Genomic DNA, 18,330 nt, shown 5'->3' with positions numbered 1-18,330 from the left:
GTAATTTAAGAGAGTTAGATTTAACCTGCATCTGTAGCCTGATTTTGATCAAGTGGTATAAGGGGATGCAGGATCTATAGTTTTAAGCAAAGTGCGATCGCTATTCACAGCTACTCAACCATCAAGCAGGTATCGCATTTACAAACTATCTCTGGTGTCGATGAGTGAGCGATCGCAATTAGTCATGAAATCATCACAGAAATTGTCTAGACTGTCGATGAGCGATCGCCAGGGGTTATCTTTGGCTTTGTTCTCGTCTTTATTAGTAATGGTAGTATTTGATTGTTATTGTTGATCGCGCTATTAGCTCTCCATAAATAATACTGAATTTATGACCATACAAATTAATATTCAACTTCCAAATGATGTTTTTTCAGCACTCCGCACTAATCCAGAAACATTTGTTCAAGAGATGCGTTTAGCGGCTGCTGTTAAATGGTATGAAGTTGGTACGCTTTCCCAATCTAAGGCTGCTGAAATTGCCGGAGTTAGCCGTCAGCAATTTTTAGAAGCACTCGATCGCTATAATGTCTCACCTTTTCAAGTAACTCCTGAAGAATTAGCCCAGGAGTTAGCGCGTGACTAGACAATGGGTTGTGAATGCTTCTCCATTGATTGTGCTGACTAAGATTAACCAAGTTCATTTGCTCTCAGAACTCTGTGATGAGGTTGTCATTCCTAGCGGTGTTGTTCAAGAAATCTGCATTGCACCAGATAATGACCCTGCAAAACTCTGGATTTTGAATGAAGGAACTATTTATATTCAAGATGTACAACAAGTCGATCCAGTAATTGCTGCATGGGGTCTTGGTTTAGGAGAAAGTCACGTTCTCACCTGGATATATAACAATCCTGGCTATGAAGCAATTCTAGACGATCGCGCCGCAAAAACCGCAGCACTTGCTTTAGAGATTCCGGTGCGAGGAACTCTCGGTGTTATTCTGCTTGCGAAACGGGAAGGTAAGCTAGAAGCCGCTAAACCGATTTTTGAACAACTGATTCAGGTTGGTTTTAGAGTCAGTACACAAGTTTTGGAGTCTGCACTTAGACTTGTTGATGAGTAGTGTATTAGATGTGTAGATTGATCTTATGGGCAAATAGCGATCGCATAACTCATTATCTCTGCTCTGAGCGGTTAGCAAGATATTCATCTATAGTCACGGACTCACCATCTTTATACTCAGCGCGAGCTGCTTCAATTTCTGCCAGTGTTTCTGCGTCGTCTTCATACAAAGCTTCTTCGGCTTCAAAAATTTGTTGCTCAATTAGCTCTTGAAGTTGACGTTTTTCTATTAAATCAAGAGAAGATATTGCTTTTGCTAAAGTTTCTAAGGAGAGTTGTAGTTTAACAATGGCTGGCATTTTTCTCCTGTTGGGTGTGTTTTATTCGCATTTTGACACCATTATGCTGATTTTAACAGTTATATTTTGTCAAGCCCAAAGTCTTTGGGTTGTATTCCACGCTTGTGTGGTGCAGCGCAGCAATTGGATTTGTCTAAACTGCGATCTGCGTAGTTTACCCCCGTAGGCATCGCCCACTCATCTAGTGTTATCGTAAAGAATATTAGGAATTAATTACCAAGGCAGATGACTATTACTGTCAACGTTGCTCAAGCAACTGCCAAATTTAGTGAACTTCTGAGTCAGGTATTGCTCGGTGAAGAAGTCGTGATTGCTGAACAGGGGATTCCAGTTGCACGTCTAGTCGCCTTTACGAATATCAGTTCTCCTCGCATTCCAGGCTTAGATAAAGGTAAAGTGTTTATTGCACCAGATTTCAACGAGCCTTTACCAGAAGAAATCTTGAGTGATTTTGAAAATTCTAACCTCGTTTAGTAATGAGAGCTTTACTAGATACCCATGCATTCATTTGGTGGGTAACAAATGATCCTCAATTATCTGCCAATGCTCGTAACTTAATTGCTGATTCAGGTAACATCCTATTTTTGAGCGTGGTAAGTGCATGGGAAATTGTCATCAAAAATAAATTAGGGAAACTGACTTTACCTGAACCTGTAGAACAATATATTCCAACTCGTCTGGCAATCAATCGCTTTGAAAGTTTACCTATTCAAATGAGCCATGTTTTGCAAGTTGCTAGTTTACCAAATATCCACCGAGATCCATTTGATCGGATTTTGATTGCTCAAAGCCAAGTAGAGAATTTGCCAATTGTGACAATTGATCAGAAAATTACACAATATCTTGTTCAAACGATATGGTGATCGCGATCGCCCTTCTATAAACTGCGATCGCATCCGCAAAATCAGATCGAGTCGCTTGAAAAATGTTGCAGAACAAGCATCTGATGAAAATGCTAAAACTGCATAAAATGCAGGATAAGGCAAGAGACGCGATGAATCGCCGTTTTGACAAAAGACTGATTATTGTAGAGACGGCGATTTATCGCGTCTTTAAGAAATTCAAGAGAAATTGTTTTCAAAATACCACCTACGACTTTAGAGTGTTGAAATAACTCAAATAGCTATCTGAAGGCGAGGTATGACAACAAACTTTAGTCGGCGTGAATTTATCTTGCTCGGTTCAGCAGGGTTTGGTACTAGCTTACTGCTACAAGCTTGCAGTAATCAGACGACACCAACAGCGACAACAACGGGTAGTACTGAAGGGTTTAAAATAGCGATCGCTCTCCCTGGAATGATTACCGATAAAGGCTGGAATCAATCTGGTTATGAAGGAATTAATCTAGCAAAACAAAAGCTAGGTGCAGAAACCGCTTATGTCGAAAAAGTAGCACAAGCAGATCAAACAGAAGTATTAACAGATTTTGCTCGTAAAGGTTACAATCTCATCTTCGCGCATGGCGGACAATTTGATGCTGCAATTGAACAAGTCGCTTCACAGTTCCCCAACACATTTTTTGTCGGAGTAAATGGTAATCTCAAGGCTGAGAATATTGCTTCTTTACGAATAGATCACCTACAAGCTAGTTATTTGTGTGGCATTATCGGTGCTTCTATTACTAAATCTAATAAATTAGCTTATATTGCCGGAGAGAAGTTTCCCGCTACCGAGGGAGAACTGCGGGGATTTGAATTAGGAGCAAAGTCTGTTAAACCAAATATCCAAATTACCTCTACTTTTACAGGTGATTGGAATGATGTTGCCAAAGCCAAGGAAGCGACTCTGGCATTAATTTCTTCTGGGGCTGATGTCATCTATCAATGGTTAGATAATGCTTCAGCCGCAGTCTTACAAACAGCAGGTGAAAAAGGAGTATATGCTTTTGGTAATACCAAGGATCAATTAGACGTTGCACCAAAAGCTGTTTTAAGCAGTGCTGTCAAACGCTTAGATTTAGCCATAGCTTATATAGGAGAATTAGCTAAACAAAAACAAATTAAAGGACAAATATATACAATCGGGCTAGAAAGAACAGATATCTTATTTTTAGGAAAATTTGGGGCAATCATACCGGAGGCAGTAAAGCAAAAGGTATTGAATGCAAACCAAGAAATTGTTAGTAAAAAAATCGTGTTTGAAGACTGTAAAGAGGCTGGTAAGGATACGCGCTGCGTGAAGAAAGCAACAACATAGGTTTAGCAGACTAGATTAAAAAACAGGAATAATTGTCTTTGTAGAGACGGCGATTTATCGCGTCTGTCTGTCTAATGCGTGACGATTTATCGCGTCTGTCTAATGCGCCAGTATTTTAGACGCGATGAATCGCGTCTCTACAATGGGGGCTTTCTTATCCTCAGCGTATTAGGGTAAAACTGGATCTGACTTGTGTGTACACCTTAGCCTTACCAACGGAAGGGGTTGGGGGTGTGGTGTTAGGGACTTTTGCAAGAGGTATACTAAAGTCCTCACTACGAGCTATCGGTTTAGTGAACATGGACTATTTACGCTTAAACAATATTACCAAACGCTTTGGGTCTTTTATCGCTAACGACAATATCAATCTCTCTGTTGCATCTGGAAGCATTCATGCAATACTAGGCGAAAATGGCGCGGGTAAGAGTACTTTAATGAATATTATTAGTGGACTCTATCAACCTGATGCTGGTGAGATTTATCTCCAAGAACAACCAATAAAAATCACCTCACCAAATGAGGCAATTAAATTAGGCATTGGCATGATTTACCAACACTTCATGCTTGTACCTCAATTGACTGTCACAGAAAATATCATCTTAGGAATAGAGAAAACTTGGCGGCTAAATTTAGAAGATAAACAGCAAGAAATCGCCGCATTATCCCAAGCTTATGGATTAGAAATTGACCCCACTGCCAAAGTTGAAAATTTATCTGTTGGGGCACAACAACGGGTAGAAATTCTCAAAGTTCTCTACCGTCGAGCAAAGTTGTTGATTCTTGATGAACCTACAGCAGTTTTGACACCGCCAGAAGTAAAATCATTAATTGCTATCTTGCGCCAATTGGCAGCCGCAGGTAACACAATCATTTTTATCAGTCATAAATTAGAAGAGGTAATGAATCTCTGTGATTCAGTCACAGTTTTGCGCCAGGGAAAGGTAGTAGCAACAACTTCAACTGAAGCGGCGACACCTCAGCAGTTAGCAACATTGATGGTAGGACGAGAAGTAGCTTTACAGTTAAATAAAAGTCCGACATTACCAGGAGAAATCATTCTGTCGGTGCAAAATTTACAAGTTGTTGATGAAAGAAATATTCCGGCTGTAAATAATGTATCTTTTGAACTGCGGGCGGGAGAAATTTTAGGAATTGCTGGTGTCGATGGCAATGGACAGCGAGAATTAGCTGATGCGTTGGCAAAGCCCGTCGCAGACATCGCTCTTGTGCGGACTATTAAGCAGGGTAAAATTGAGTTTACGCCCAAGCATTCCTCAGTGGGCTACATCCCAGAAGATAGGCAGACAATGGGATTGGTGTTGCAATTTAGCATCGCCCAAAATTTGATTTTAAAAGCTTTTAAATATCTGCCATTTTGTCGCCATTTTTTGTTACAACCAGAAGCGATCGCTAATCGTGCCCAAGCTGCAATGCAAGAGTTTGACATTCGAGCATCAGGGAAAGATATCTTGGTAAGTCAGCTTTCGGGAGGAAATCAACAAAAAGTGGTGTTAGCGCGAGAACTGGCGCAAACACCAGCTTTAATTATCGCCATGCAACCTACTAGGGGGTTAGATGTAGGGGCGACAATAGCCGTCCAGTCTCGAATCTTAACAGAACGCGATCGCGGTGCCGCAATTTTGTATATTTCTACTGAGTTAGAAGAAGTGATGGCAATGAGCGATCGCATTGCTGTAATCTACAGAGGTGAGTTTGTGGCTATTTTAGATGCAGCTACGGCGAAGATAGAAGAAATTGGTTTGTTGATGGCTGGGGGATTTTCTTGATAAATTTAGTAAACGAAAATCTAAATCAGTAGACAATTAACAATAAAAACAGAAAAAATTCATAAAGGTGACTCTATGACTCAAGCTTTACCTAAAACCAAGCTAGTAACCTTTGAAGAATTTGTACAGTGGAAACCTGACGGGGGGCGATATGAACTGCATGATGGAGTAATTGTAGAAATGACACAACCATTAGGCGATCATGAAGAGATCACAGGATTTTTAGCTACAAAAATTCCAATCGAATACGATCGGCTTAAACTTCCTTACTTCATACCAAAAACAGCACTCGTAAAACCACCTGAAAATGAATCCGGTTATTCTCCAGATGTATTAATAATCAATCGCTCCAATCTGGTAAATGAACCTTTGTGGAAAAAGGAATCTACTGTTACTCAGGCTGCATCAATTCCTTTGGTGATTGAGGTAGTTAGTACCAATTGGCGTACTGACTATTACACTAAGCGTGGTATGTATGAAGAAGTTGGTATTCTAGAGTATTGGATTGTAGATTACCTAGCTCTTGCAGGCAAATCGTTCATTGGCAATTCCAAAGAGCCTACAATATCGATTTATTCACTAGTTGAGGGCGAATACCAAGTCAGACAGTTCCGTGGGAGCGATCGCATTATCTCACCTACTTTCCCGGAATTGAATTTAACCGCCGAGCAGATTTTTCAAGCTGGAAACACTAACACATAAAGTTGACTTAAATTAATTTTAGGAGATGGCAAGCTATATATAACATTGAGAAATGCAGAAAAGGCGATCGCTTTAGGAAAGTTTCAAAATGCAATTTTCTATGTTCCCCGTTATGTCTCAGTGCAAGCGTTCTATTTGGTTAGGCTCGTGCTGACACTAATTAATCGAATTCATCCTAGATTGCTGCCCATACTATCACCGTTAATCGCCATCGCCTCCGCCCTCATCGTCGGTGCTATCCTCATGTTAATTGCTGGGGCAAATCCCATCACCGCATACGGCATCCTATTTCAAGAATCTCTCTCTACCTACTTTGGATTTGGTAACACCCTCACCAAAATGACACCGCTATTGTTCGCTAGTTTAGGCGTATTAGTAGCGTTGCGGGCTGGGCAATTTAATATCGGTGGAGAAGGACAAATTTATCTAGGTGCGTTGGGAAGTACTTTAATTGGGTTATATGTGCAAGGATTACCTGCGGTGATTCATATCCCCTTAGCACTTTTGGCAGGATTTTTCTTTGGTGCAATTTGGGGTTGGATTCCTGGTTATCTCAAAGCCATACGCGGAGTGAATGAGGTAATTACTACATTGTTGCTCAACTATATCGCCGTGAATTTAGTTAGCTACCTCGTCCAAAATCCATTAATGGCAACAGGTGCGCCTAGTCCTTATTCGCCATTAATTGCTAAAACATCCCGCTTGCCGATTATCTTACCGCAAAGCCTCGCCCATGCTGGGATTTTATTCGGTTTAATTGCCGCAGGTATTTTATGGGTATTGTTAGTGCGATCGCCACTAGGTTATCAAATTACGGCAGTAGGATTTAACCCGATTGCCGCCCGTTATGCCCACATATCTGTTGAACGTACCATTATGCTGGTGATGGCTGCTGCGGGTGGTTTAGCTGGGTTAGCTGGGAGTTGTGAGGTGATGGGGTTGAAATATCGGCTATTTGAACAAGTTTCCCCAGGTTATGGATTTGATGCCATTGCGATCGCTTTTTTAAGTCGTGGTAGTGTTGTCGGTGTAGTCTTGACTTCTTTATTTTTTGCAGCCCTTCGCAGTGGTGCAAATGTGATGCAGCGTAGTGCAGGTGTGCCGGTAACAGTAGTTTACGCGATTCAAGGGTTTATGGTGTTATTTATCGCTATCAGTTTTGCAGTCGAAAGAGAGATAAGAGTAAAAACGCAAAGGGACGCAAAGGTTTAACGCAGAGGAACACAAAGAAAACTCTGCGATACTTTGCGCTTCCCTCCGCGAACCTTTGCGTTTAAAAATAACTCCATGAATAATCTCAACTTCTTCTCCGATTACTTAATAGCTACCTTACGTTTAGCCGTCCCCTTAGCATTTGCAGCCCTTGGAGGATTGTACTCGGAACGTTCGGGGGTGTTAAATATCGCCTTAGAAGGAATGTTACTTACAGGTGCGTTTACTAGTGCTGTGGCTACTTTCTACACTGGTAATCCCTGGCTTGGTATCTTTGCATCCTTAATTGCAGGGGGATTAGTCGGACTACTCCATGCTGTTTTGTGTGTAACTTTGCGTGTCGATCAATTGGTATCTGGGCTAGCAATTAATCTTGTCGCAGCTGGATTAACATCGTTTTTAGCGCGGTTAGTGTTTAGTGGCAGTAGTACGCAGCAGTTGCCTGGAATTGGGACAATTATGATTCCTGGTTTAGCCAATATTCCCCTGATCGGGCCGCTACTATTTCAGCAAGATTTTTTGGTATATTTATTATTTATCTTAGTTATTTTAACTACATACATTTTATTTAAAACTAGCTTTGGGCTGACATTGCGGGCAGTGGGTGAATCTCCGAAAGCTGCTGACACGGCTGGAATTTCGGTACAACTTGTCCGTTATATCGCAGTGGTAATTAGTGGCTGTCTTGCGAGTTTAGGAGGTGCTTATTTAACTCTCGTACAGGTAAGATTTTTTGCCGAGGGGATGAGTGCTGGTAAAGGATTTATTGCGATCGCAGCATTAATTTTTGGTAGATGGCATCCTGTAGGTAGTGCTTTGGCTTGTTTGCTGTTTGGGGCTACAGAAGCTTTACAACTACGAATTCAGGCATTAGGGGCAAATATTCCTTACCAATTTTTAGTAATGCTACCTTATGCGATCGCTTTATTAGCATTAGTAGGTAAGTTGGGGAAATCTACACCCCCGAAAGCTTTAGGTACTCCCTACTTTGGAGAAAATCGCCACTCAGACTAATTTTAGGAAAAGCAAATGGGCGTTAGCACACTAGCAAAATCAGCACATAATACAATAGCTAGCGTCCCCCAAAAGCCACTCATGCCGCAAAATAACCAAACCGCCATCGAATTCCGCGATGTCACTTTTAGCCGCAATCATCGCCCATTGGTGTCAAATCTCAACTTCACTATTCACCAAGGAGAAGCACTGGTATTACTTGGGCGCAGTGGTAGCGGCAAAACCACAACAATGAAGTTAATTAATCGCCTATTTACACCTACACAAGGCGAAGTTTTATTTGATGGCATTCCCACAACTCAATGGGATGAAATTAAACTGCGGCGAAAAATTGGTTACGTCATTCAAGAAATTGGTTTATTTCCCCATTTTACAGTTGAACGCAATGTGGGTTTAGTCCCTTCTTTAGAAGGGTGGCAACCAAAACAAATTAAAATGCGGGTTTATGAGTTGTTGCAACTGGTAGGCTTAGAACCAGCACAATTTGCCACACGTTATCCGCACGAACTTTCAGGAGGACAAAGGCAAAGAGTCGGTGTAGCCAGGGCTTTAGCAGCAGATCCGCCAGTGTTGTTGATGGATGAACCCTTTGGCGCACTCGATCCAATTACGCGCCTCGAACTGCAACAAGAGTTTCGGCATTTGCAGCAAGAGTTAGGTAAAACTGTTGTGTTTGTCACCCACGATATTCAAGAAGCCTTAGTTTTGGCATCGAGAATTGGTTTAATGTATAGCGGAGAATTGGTAGTATTGGGGACGAGAGATGAATTTATGCGATCGCAACATCCAGAAAGCCTCGCATTTCTGCAATGTCTGCGTTCCCTGCAAGATACTTTATGAAAAATTTCTTCTTGGTTAAGTATGCCCCAGAAATTCTTCAGCATACACTCGAACATCTATTTTTAGTAGGCATCGCTATCGGAATTGCCATCCTTGTAGGCATTCCATTAGGTATTTTAATTACACGTAAAACCTATCTCCGCCAACCAATTCTCGGCATAGCAAATATTCTCCAAACTATACCCAGCTTGGCACTCTTTGGTTTACTTATTCCTGTTCCGATAATTGGCGGAATTGGTGCAGTACCAGCAATTGTTGCCCTGACTGTATATTCCTTACTGCCGATAATTCGTAACACTTACACAGGTATTACTAGCGTCGATCCAGCAATTCGGGAAGCTGGGAGAGGTATGGGAATGACAGATAGACAATTGTTATTACAAGTTGAGATTCCCTTGGCAATGGGAGTAATTTTGGCAGGTGTGCGAGTTGCAACAGTAATCGCCATTGGTATTGCAACTATTGCCGCCGCAATTGGGGCTGGTGGTTTGGGAGTATTTATTTTTCGCGGTATATCAGTAGTAAACGATCAGTTAATTTTAGCTGGTGCAGTTCCGGCGGCAGTAATTGCATTATTAGCTGACTTTGCAATTGGCTGGATGGAGAATAAATTAAAAATTAAAAGTTAATGAAAAGATTTTTCACGCTTTGCTTTATAAGTTTTGCCTTGTTATTGGTAATTGTTGGCTGTACACCGAATTTAAATAGTAATAACGGTGGTAATATTATTGTTGCCTCCAAAGATTTTACCGAACAAGATATTTTAGGTGAACTGTTAGCACAGCAAATTGAAGCGACAACTAATTTAAAAGTAGCTCGTCGTCCCCGTTTAGGTGGTTCTTTTGTTTGTCATAGTGCTATTACTGCTGGCAAAATCGATGCTTATATTGAGTACACAGGCACATCTTTTACTGCAATTTTGAAGCAAAAAGCAGTTAACGATCCGAAAGAAGTTTATGAGAAGTTAAAACAAGCATACTCCCAGCAGTTCAATTTGGAAGTGATGCCCAGCTTGGGTTTTGAAAACACTTTTGCGATGATTGTCCGGGGTGAAGATGCCAGACGCTACAATATTCAAACTCTCTCCCAAGCTACTCAATATACACCACAGTGGCGTGGCGGTTTCGGTTACGAATTTTTAGAAAGAGAAGATGGTTTTCCCGGATTAGCGAAAACTTACGATTTACGTTTTGTTAAATCTCCGCAAATTATGGACTTGGGTTTAATATATCGTGCTTTGATTCAAAAACAAGTGGATATGGTGGCGGGTAATTCCACTGACGGGCAAATTTCTCGCTTGGGTTTAGTTGTACTCAAAGATGATAAACATTATTTTCCACCTTACGAGACTGTGCCAATTGTCCGACAAGAAATATTAAAAAAATATCCCGAATTAAGAACAGCGATCGCTTCCCTGGCTGGAAAGATTTCGGCAGATGAAATGCGACAGTTAAACTATTTAGTTGAAGGGGAATTACGTGATGTTAAAGATGTTGTCCAGGAGTTTCGCAAATCGAAGGGATTAAATAATTCGTAATTAAGGATAGGCTTTACCCCACCCTAACCCTCCCCTTATAAAGGGGAGGGAACTAGATTTCTTTTTTCCCACCTTTCCAAGGGGGGGATTAAGGGGGGTAATTTGACTTGTGTATACACGGTAGCCTTAGTAAGGGGGGACTACAGGGAGGGTCTTGTTATGTGCATCTTCATACAGAATTGATATAAGTAAGTTCGTAGTGGGGGGTACGAGAACGATGCCTACGACGGCAAGCTAGGCAAACAATGGTAATCAAAATCTGATAAATTAAGTACACCGAGATGCTAAATATGTATAAGATTTTATGAGGAATGGTATAAAAAAGCTTGCTGTTGCTAAACCCAAGCGAGTTGCGAGCGTAATCTTTTCTTTCACCGTCTTGCTTTACAGCCAAGTAGCATCAGCCGCCTTAACTTTACCCCTACGCAGCAAGAAGGGAATGGTGGTTTCAGCCCATCCCCTAGCAAGTGAAGCGGGAATTTTGATGTTACGCAAAGGGGGTAATGCAGTGGATGCAGCTGTAGCCACAACCTTTGCACTTTCTGTAGTTGAGCCTTTTTCAGCAGGAATCGGCGGCGGCGGATTTTTGCTGATGCACTCTGAGAAAACTGGCGATATGAAAGCCTTAGATTTCCGCGAACGCGCACCCTTGAAAGCTACAAAAAATATGTATTTGGATGCAGCAGGAAAGGTGCGTCCGAATGCAAGTATTAATGGTTATTTGGCAGTAGCGACACCAGGAACGGTAGCAGGACTTTATGAAGTGCATCGTCGCTATGGTAAGCTTTCTTGGCAAGAGGTAATGAAACCTGCGATCGCACTCGCTAAAGATGGCTTTATTCTTGGCAATGTGCTAACCCAGAGGCTCAACCAGCGCCAGGAAGCAATTCTCAAGAATCCCGCCGCGCGAGAAATTTTCACTCGCAATGGTGAATTTTATCAACCAAGGGAAAAACTGGTGCAGCGCGATCTGGCACGCACTTTAACAGCAATTACCGAAAATCCCCAAAGTTTTTACACCGGAAGTATTGCTCGTGCGATCGCTTCTGATATGGTAAAAAATGGTGGTTTAATTACTCTCGAAGACCTGAAAGCCTACAAACCAATCTGGCGCACTCCCGTTTGTGGCAACTTCCGCAAAGCTAAAATTTGCTCAATGCCACCACCATCATCAGGAGGCGTTCACCTATTGCAGATTTTAAATATTATCGGTGACACTGATCTGAAATCTTTGGGATGGCATCATCCAGACGCAATACATTTAATGGTAGAGGCAATGAAGATTGCTTACAGCGATCGCTCAAAATATTTAGGCGATCCTGATTTTGTCAAAGTCCCTGTACAAGAACTGCTCAGTCCAGCTTACGCCAAAAAACGCCGTCAAGAAATTAATATGCAAATGGCTCGACCCTCCACCGAAGTCAAGCCAGGAGATTTAAATTCAAAATGTCTGCGTCTTCCCTCATCCCCTTGTCTTCCGCATGAATCTCTCCAAACCACTCATCTGAATGTTGTGGATGAAGAACACAACGCCGTCAGTCTGACTTTCACCATTAATCTCAGTTTTGGTGCTGGTGTGGTGACACCGGCAACTGGAATTATTCTCAACAATGAGATGGATGATTTTGCCGCTGCGCCAGGAGTGCCTAATGCTTTTGGTTTAGTTGGTAACGATGCCAACAGTATTGCACCCCGTAAAACTCCCCTATCCAGTATGACTCCCACAATTGTCACAGAAAATGGTCATTTTCGGATGGCAGCAGGCGCGCCTGGTGGTAGCACCATCATCACCCAGGTTTTGCAAGTAATCCTGAATGTGCTGGAATACAACATGGATGTTGGTGCGGCTGTTTCTGTTCCACGCATACATCATCAATGGCTGCCAGATGAGTTACGCGTTGAATCCTGGGGCTTAGATGCTCTGACTTTGCAAGACTTACGACGGCGGGGGCACAAAATTAAGGAAACTACTCCTTGGGGTAATGGTAACGCGATCGCTGTTACATCTGATGGAACTTTAGAAGGAGCCGCCGATCCTCGCGGTGAAGGTTCCCCCAGAGGTTTGTGAGGGAGAGGCAAAGACGCAAAAAATAACTAATGACAAATGACTAATGACAAATGACTAATAACTATTGATTTTGAATTGTTGACTCTGCGTAGCTGTTGCTACCAAACTCGTTTGCCCGTGCGCTAGGTACTAGTGTCCAACCTGCTTTCAAAAGTTTTTGATAAGTTGCCCAACCTTTAGAACCACCTGGTATTTGATAATCTGGGACTGCAAAATGTCCAAAAGCTGTGTAAGGACGCCAGGGTTGATTGGGTTCTGTCTGCAAATACAAAATTTTCTCTCCGTCGCCACCAGACTTAGACAACCAGCACATTTGTCGAAGCATTGCAAACTCCTTTGCTTTTAGCTAATGATGCATAATAGCTGATCTTTGTCAAGCTAATTATCACCCTTGGGGATAATTTTTGCCTAATACTTTAGACAAAATGTAATTAAGTTCTATCCACTACAGGATAATTGCTTAACAACTCATAGCCTGGAAGACAGCTGTTAAAGGGACATAAAGATAAACAGCTTTGCCTCACCTTGTTTATTAGGTGAGATTTTTCCCATGTTATCCGCGTTTTTTGCGATCGTGTGTAACAATAACTACTGTTTTGACTAAGGCTTGCAATCAGACTATTTGTTTTTCTGCTTACACATATAAGCGCAGGTTTTAGAAGTTATACCAATTTGAAAAAAGAATGCGACAAATAGACCATCTGTAGAGACGCGATTCATCGCGTCTTTACCCAAGGATGTGTTGCAATCATTAATTGAATTGGTATTAGTTATAAAGTAATATGCTTGGGTTACAAAAAATTGTAGCCGCAGAAATGTTAGCTTTCGTTCCTTAACCAAACCTGATATTAGAGTATAAATAAAATTAACTGTAGGCTGGAATAGCACTTACTTAAGCTAGATTTAGATACCCGATTTCTTGAAGAAGTCGGGTATCTGGCCAGCAATTTCGGTTATTAGAAGGATGGAGCATACAACTTATCGCCGACAATCTGGCGAATTGTCTCTACTAGTTGGCTGTATGCAAAGTTAGATAAAACTGGTTGCGCTGTCTCCAAGTGAATCGATCGATCTAAATCAATCCATGACTTGCAGCCAGCGTATTTGGCGTAATAGGGAATTTCTTGCTCTTGCGATAGTTTATATGTCCGCAGGAGGAGAATATAAAGGGGTTGACGTGCTTTCCATTTGAGGCGATCGCTAATAAAATGCTCGTTCCAAATATGGAAAGGAAGTAAGGTGTTGACAATAGACTCGTCACTCACTGGCAAAATATCTGTAATTTCAGCCCAACTGCCAATGCGAACAGTTTCAGGATGCCAGCCTGATGTTACTGGGTAGACATTATTGGCGTATTCAGCTTTCAGCATGAAAGCTTGTTGATGTTCATAAGTAGGGTAAAGCAGAATTTGCTTGTGGGCAACTTGGAAATGTCCATTTCGTTCATGGATACCGCCTTTGCGGAGCAACATAATTGTTTTGCCATTTTCCAAGGCATTTATGGCAACTGCCCATTCTTTGAGAGCATGAAAAGTTGTAGTCAATTCCATCGGCATCTACTGTAACTCTGATTTAATTTGAAGCTAAGACTGATAAAGTATGAACCTGTCCAAGGTAATGAATTAGGAAGCAGTTATGGAAAAGCGAACGCTGGGTACAAGTGAAGTCAAAATCACACCCATTCTGATGGGAACTTGGCAAGCTGGTAAAAGAATGTGGGTGGGAATTGAAGATGCTGACTCGATTAAAACCATCTGAGCCGCTTATGAAGCTGGGATCACGACAATTGATACTGCTGAAGTTTATGGTGAAGCGCTAGAAAAACTGCGTCCTATAGCCCTTCTTCATGATTGTACCCTTGCTCAGTTAGCTTTAGCCTGGTTAATTGCTCAACCCCAAACAAATGCGTAGACGCGTCATAGCGGCTTGTCGTCAGACATCGCCGGAGGGCGTTATCCCGAACAAGCACGAGACAATGCATTAGCCGCCCAAATCAAGCTTTCTACCGCCGAATTGGCAGAAATTGATGCCATTGGACGTATTGTTACTGACCATCTGGATGACAATCAGATTATGTGGAATTCGTGACAATTTAGTTCGTTAGCTATGCTTACCTCTCCAAGATGCCTTCAACTTTCTTAAAAAGAGAGCTAGGGATCAAATTTCTAGCTTGATATTGCAAAATCTAACAAAACGTCAACTTTAGTAAACCAAGGGCTGCAACTCACAATTTAAGTGATAGTTTAAATAGTAGGACACCAAAGAAGATAAAACCAAACAAAAAGGGTCAATGACTTAGTGTCCCCTTGTCATCAGCCCAAGCAAATTTCAGCATATCAAATGTGATAGAAGTGGCAAAAAGCCTAATGTAAAAGGCAAAGCCAAATCCTAAAGCGGAAAAACGCAAGAATGCTGAGTTTGTTAGTTTTTCAGTCCACCCTAGTTATTAACTTTCAGCTAGTTAATTAGTTTAAAATTTGAAATCTGTAAACTCGATAAAACCTGGTCAACCTCGACCAGGTTTTTGGTATTTTATTGTAATATGATTTTCTCGGTACGGCAGGGATTACTAATGGGGCTTTGTTGGGTTGAGCGACAGATAAACTCAACAAAGTCTCGATAATGTTGGTTTACCCTTCTCCTTTAGAGACGCTATGCGTAGCTTGCTTCCACGTTCGCGTAGCGTCTCGTAGAGAAGTGGTACGGGAAGCAAGCTACGTTCCTCAATCCAACCTACATCAGTATAATTTTTAGTCTTAACTGAACTGTATTGAAGCGTACTGGACTCTAGCTAATTTTCCAGCAGGGAATAAAATAGGACAGCAACATATCCTGCTAGGAGAATTTGATGAAAAATTATCGCTTTTTAAATAAGATTACTACAGCTATGATTGTAGCTGCTCTTTCTTTTTCCTGTAAGTCTTCTGTTAGTAGAAATGCAGAACAGGCAAAAGCAACAGAGAAACCGAAGCCACAACAAAATCTTATCTATGGCGATTTAATTATTAAAGAACAATCAGATTATCTAATGATTCCTGTTAGTCTTGCAGAGCAGAATGAAGATAAAGGAGTTGATTTAAACCTTTCACGTTCTTATGAAAATGGAAGAAATAATCAATTGTATAATATCATCTTTTATCAAAAGCAAGGTAGTGAAGCTCATCTTTTATTAAATAAAAAAGCCATTATTACCTCCTTCGATTTATTGGAGGTAAAAGCGGCAAACAAGCCAACTACAAGAGTTTGGTTATATAAAATCATTGACCAAGACACAAATATAGATAAAAAACTTAATAGCGTTGATGCTACTATTGGCTATCTTTCTGATTTATCAGGTAAGAACCTCCAGCAAATTACCCCAAATAATACTCGAATTATCAGTTGGGTTGTTGTTCCAGGTCAAAATGCAATTTTTCTAAAAATTCTTAAAGACTCGGATAATAATAAAAAATTTACAAAAGAAGATAAAACAAATTTTGTGAGGGTTAATCTCGATAAAATCGGTATGGGAACTGAAATTATTAGTGACCAAATAGAGCAAGAAATTAAATCCTACGTTTTTAAATAAGCTTATTTGTAGTAAGGGCTGGAGCCGCTTACTACAAACTTTTAATTATTCATGCTCACTTACTTAGACAAAACCCAATCGCGTAAAAGTTGATTTACTCCATCGGGTACTTCATCATGGGGACAATGACCTGCTGTTAAAAAATGTTCTGTAAGTTGAGGACAATATTGACGAAACTTTAGAGAACGTTCTCTAGCATTCATCCACGGATCGGCTTCTCCCCATAACATCAACAGAGAACAAGTTAATTGCTTTAGTAGTACATCAACTTTTTCCCCTTGAGGACTGCTAAAAACTGAAACAAATACATCCAACGCACCCGGATCAAAAGCAGGGCGAGAAATTTCTTCTACTAATTGGTCTGTAATTGCACTTTTATCAAGATATACCTTTTCTAAAGTTTGGCGAATTACCCAACGTTGTCGCACGTATTGAAATAACAGAAACTGAGCTAAAGGTTGTTGAAACATCCACTTAACCGAGTCACCCAGTAATTTCTCTAAAGAAGAGGGTTGTTTGGGTGGCTGAATTTCGCTTTGCAAAGCTTCAGGTTCAGATGTCGCTTGGCTTTCGCTAAAAGGCCCGGCACTATTGAGCAGTACTAATCCAGCCGCACTGTCAGGACGTTGTGCTGCAACACACAAGCAAGCATAGCCACCAAGGGAGTTACCTGCTAATACTGCTTTTTGACCAATCACTTCGCTGATAAAATCATGGAGTTGATCGCGCCACAAGTCGCCACTGTACTGCAATTTTGGTTTCGCCGATCGCCCAAATCCCAAAAGGTCGATCGCAAATACTTCAAAATCTTGACACAATCCTGTGATATTCTTGCGCCAGTGGTCTGTGGAAGCACCAAATCCATGTACCAAAAGCAAGGGCGGACGTTCCGCTTGCTTCTCTCCCGCACGCACATAGTAAACGTTGTGCCCGCGCCACTGCCAATATTTACCAGGAATTGGAGTTGTAGAGGGGGCTGTAGTTGCCTGCATGATTTAAAGAAGTGTTAAGTAGTCTTTTAATAATTGTAGGCTACTGGAGAGTGAGGGACATGAGGGAGATGAATTAATAACCAATGCCTAATGACTAATGACTAATGACTAAAATTACAGGTAAAACTAAACTACTAGGAGTCATTGGACATCCTGTAGAACATTCACTGTCACCAGTGATGCATAATGCTGCGATCGCACAATTAGGATTAGATTATATTTATCTGCCTTTTCCGATTGAACCACAGAATTTAGAGGTGGCGATCGCAGGTTTTGCTGCTGTTGGGGTTGTCGGCTTTAGTGTGACAATACCTCACAAACAGGCAATCATCCCCCTACTCTCAGAAATTACCCCCTTGGCTCAAACTATTGGTGCAGTAAATACCGTTAGCCGCCAAAATAACCAATGGGTAGGCACAAATACAGATATAGAAGGATTTATCGCTCCTTTGCAGACAACATATAAACAAGATTGGAGTCAGAAAGTAGCGGTAATTTTAGGTAATGGTGGTGCAGCAAGAGCTGTTGTAGCAGGTTGTATTCAGCTAGGTTTTGCCCAAATTCATGTTGTTGGGCGCAATATGCAGAGATTACAAGAATTCCGCAATAGTTGGAGCAATTCATCCCTAGCTGATAAATTCCAGGTTCATCAATGGGAGGAATTACCAAAGCTCATTCCCCAAGCAAATCTGCTGGTAAACACAACTCCGATTGGGATGTATCCCAAAGTCGATGAATCGCCTTTGAGTGTAGAAGAAATCGCAAATTTACCAACGGGTGCGATCGCTTATGATTTAATATATATTCCTAAACCAACGCAATTTCTCCAGCAGGCAGAAAAACAAGGCGCAATTGCGATCGATGGATTAGAAATGCTAGTTCAACAAGGGGTAGCAGCATTAAAAATCTGGTTGCATCTGGAAACTTTACCTGTAGAAGTGATGCGCCAAGCGTTACAAAATCACCTGGGTTTAGGGGAGTGATGAAACTTAATTACCCCCCTTAATCCCCCCTTGGAAATGGGGGAAACAAGAAATCCAGTTCCCTCCCCT

The 18,330-nt window shown here is 41.4% G+C and carries 21 protein-coding genes and 1 pseudogene; 18 read left to right on the top strand and 4 right to left on the bottom strand.

What is annotated here, in order from left to right; translation table 11 throughout:
• The first annotated feature begins 91 nt into the window (after positions 1–91).
• The 3 genes from CDG76_RS37820 to CDG76_RS29615 are packed head-to-tail and all read left to right on the top strand — an operon-like array spanning position 92 to position 1,064.
• Positions 92–295 (top strand): hypothetical protein, encoded by a 204-nt coding sequence (locus CDG76_RS37820; RefSeq protein WP_190241023.1) that lies wholly within the window; start codon positions 92–94, stop codon positions 293–295.
• Between the two features lie 36 nt (positions 296–331).
• Entirely contained in the window at positions 332–586 is a 255-nt protein-coding gene (locus CDG76_RS29620; protein ID WP_094352416.1) for a UPF0175 family protein, read from the top strand.
• The gene (locus CDG76_RS29615) at positions 579–1,064 is read left to right on the top strand and encodes a DUF3368 domain-containing protein (RefSeq protein ID WP_094352415.1); all 486 of its coding nucleotides are present in this window, start codon (positions 579–581) and stop codon (positions 1,062–1,064) included. The genes CDG76_RS29620 and CDG76_RS29615 overlap by 8 nt, the downstream gene beginning before the upstream one ends.
• A 52-nt stretch (positions 1,065–1,116) precedes the next feature.
• Here CDG76_RS29615 and CDG76_RS29610 read toward each other — a convergent pair whose 3' ends face one another.
• Positions 1,117–1,362 (bottom strand): hypothetical protein, encoded by a 246-nt coding sequence (locus tag CDG76_RS29610; protein ID WP_094352414.1) that lies wholly within the window; start codon positions 1,360–1,362, stop codon positions 1,117–1,119.
• A 225-nt stretch (positions 1,363–1,587) separates the two neighbouring features.
• Here CDG76_RS29610 and CDG76_RS29605 point away from each other — a divergent pair, with 225 nt between their 5' ends.
• From CDG76_RS29605 to ggt, 12 genes are all read left to right on the top strand, one after another.
• Positions 1,588–1,836: a type II toxin-antitoxin system Phd/YefM family antitoxin gene (locus CDG76_RS29605; RefSeq protein ID WP_094352413.1), complete on the top strand. Its 249-nt coding sequence runs from the start codon at positions 1,588–1,590 to the stop codon at positions 1,834–1,836.
• 2 nt (positions 1,837–1,838) lie between these two features.
• Positions 1,839–2,225 carry a type II toxin-antitoxin system VapC family toxin gene (locus CDG76_RS29600; RefSeq protein ID WP_094352412.1) on the top strand — a complete coding sequence of 129 codons (387 nt, stop codon included), beginning with the start codon at positions 1,839–1,841 and terminating at the stop codon, positions 2,223–2,225.
• Positions 2,206–2,331 (top strand): hypothetical protein, encoded by a 126-nt coding sequence (locus tag CDG76_RS39265; RefSeq protein ID WP_262984375.1) that lies wholly within the window; start codon positions 2,206–2,208, stop codon positions 2,329–2,331. The genes CDG76_RS29600 and CDG76_RS39265 overlap by 20 nt, the downstream gene beginning before the upstream one ends.
• 171 nt (positions 2,332–2,502) lie before the next feature.
• Positions 2,503–3,558: a BMP family protein gene (locus CDG76_RS29590; RefSeq protein ID WP_094352410.1), complete on the top strand. Its 1,056-nt coding sequence runs from the start codon at positions 2,503–2,505 to the stop codon at positions 3,556–3,558.
• A 299-nt stretch (positions 3,559–3,857) separates the two neighbouring features.
• On the top strand, positions 3,858–5,345 hold the full coding sequence (locus CDG76_RS29585; protein ID WP_094352520.1) for an ABC transporter ATP-binding protein: 1,488 nt from the start codon (positions 3,858–3,860) through the stop codon (positions 5,343–5,345).
• A gap of 75 nt (positions 5,346–5,420) precedes the next feature.
• A complete protein-coding gene (locus tag CDG76_RS29580) occupies positions 5,421–6,047 on the top strand; it encodes a Uma2 family endonuclease (protein WP_094352409.1) in 627 nt (208 codons plus the stop codon).
• A 147-nt stretch (positions 6,048–6,194) separates the two neighbouring features.
• Positions 6,195–7,259, top strand: coding sequence for an ABC transporter permease (locus CDG76_RS29575; RefSeq protein ID WP_190241027.1), 1,065 nt, complete (start codon positions 6,195–6,197; stop codon positions 7,257–7,259).
• Positions 7,260–7,334: 75 nt separating this feature from the next.
• Entirely contained in the window at positions 7,335–8,273 is a 939-nt protein-coding gene (locus tag CDG76_RS29570) for an ABC transporter permease (protein ID WP_094352408.1), read from the top strand.
• Positions 8,274–8,354: 81 nt separating this feature from the next.
• On the top strand, positions 8,355–9,113 hold the full coding sequence (locus tag CDG76_RS29565) for an ATP-binding cassette domain-containing protein (protein WP_094352518.1): 759 nt from the start codon (positions 8,355–8,357) through the stop codon (positions 9,111–9,113).
• The gene (locus CDG76_RS29560) at positions 9,110–9,742 is read left to right on the top strand and encodes an ABC transporter permease (RefSeq protein WP_094352407.1); all 633 of its coding nucleotides are present in this window, start codon (positions 9,110–9,112) and stop codon (positions 9,740–9,742) included. Before CDG76_RS29565 ends, CDG76_RS29560 begins: the two co-directional genes overlap by 4 nt.
• Positions 9,742–10,650: a glycine betaine ABC transporter substrate-binding protein gene (locus CDG76_RS29555; protein ID WP_094352406.1), complete on the top strand. Its 909-nt coding sequence runs from the start codon at positions 9,742–9,744 to the stop codon at positions 10,648–10,650. Before CDG76_RS29560 ends, CDG76_RS29555 begins: the two co-directional genes overlap by 1 nt.
• A gap of 304 nt (positions 10,651–10,954) precedes the next feature.
• Entirely contained in the window at positions 10,955–12,718 is a 1,764-nt protein-coding gene (gene ggt, locus CDG76_RS29550; protein ID WP_094352405.1) for a gamma-glutamyltransferase, read from the top strand.
• A gap of 61 nt (positions 12,719–12,779) precedes the next feature.
• On the opposite strand, the gene CDG76_RS29545 is transcribed toward ggt, so the two are convergent.
• Both CDG76_RS29545 and CDG76_RS29540 read right to left on the bottom strand, forming a co-directional pair.
• Entirely contained in the window at positions 12,780–13,043 is a 264-nt protein-coding gene (locus CDG76_RS29545; RefSeq protein ID WP_094352404.1) for a hypothetical protein, read from the bottom strand.
• 631 nt (positions 13,044–13,674) lie between these two features.
• Positions 13,675–14,274 carry a DUF1802 family protein gene (locus tag CDG76_RS29540; RefSeq protein WP_094352403.1) on the bottom strand — a complete coding sequence of 200 codons (600 nt, stop codon included), beginning with the start codon at positions 14,272–14,274 and terminating at the stop codon, positions 13,675–13,677.
• Positions 14,275–14,353: 79 nt separating this feature from the next.
• Here CDG76_RS29540 and CDG76_RS29535 point away from each other — a divergent pair.
• Positions 14,354–14,806: pseudogene (locus CDG76_RS29535) on the top strand (aldo/keto reductase family protein).
• Positions 14,807–15,566: 760 nt separating this feature from the next.
• Positions 15,567–16,286, top strand: a complete 720-nt coding sequence (locus CDG76_RS29530; protein WP_094352402.1) for a hypothetical protein — start codon at positions 15,567–15,569, stop codon at positions 16,284–16,286.
• Between the two features lie 59 nt (positions 16,287–16,345).
• On the opposite strand, the gene CDG76_RS29525 is transcribed toward CDG76_RS29530, so the two are convergent.
• A complete protein-coding gene (locus tag CDG76_RS29525; RefSeq protein ID WP_094352401.1) occupies positions 16,346–17,278 on the bottom strand; it encodes an alpha/beta fold hydrolase in 933 nt (310 codons plus the stop codon).
• Between the two features lie 104 nt (positions 17,279–17,382).
• Here CDG76_RS29525 and CDG76_RS29520 point away from each other — a divergent pair, with 104 nt between their 5' ends.
• Positions 17,383–18,261, top strand: coding sequence for a shikimate dehydrogenase (locus CDG76_RS29520; protein ID WP_094352400.1), 879 nt, complete (start codon positions 17,383–17,385; stop codon positions 18,259–18,261).
• Positions 18,262–18,330: the final 69 nt, after the last annotated feature.

It is taken from the genome of Nostoc sp. 'Peltigera membranacea cyanobiont' 210A, from assembly GCF_002246015.1.
GTDB lineage: Bacteria > Cyanobacteriota > Cyanobacteriia > Cyanobacteriales > Nostocaceae > Nostoc.
Note: the sequence above shows the minus strand (reverse complement) of the source record. Positions and strands in the feature narration are given on the sequence as shown.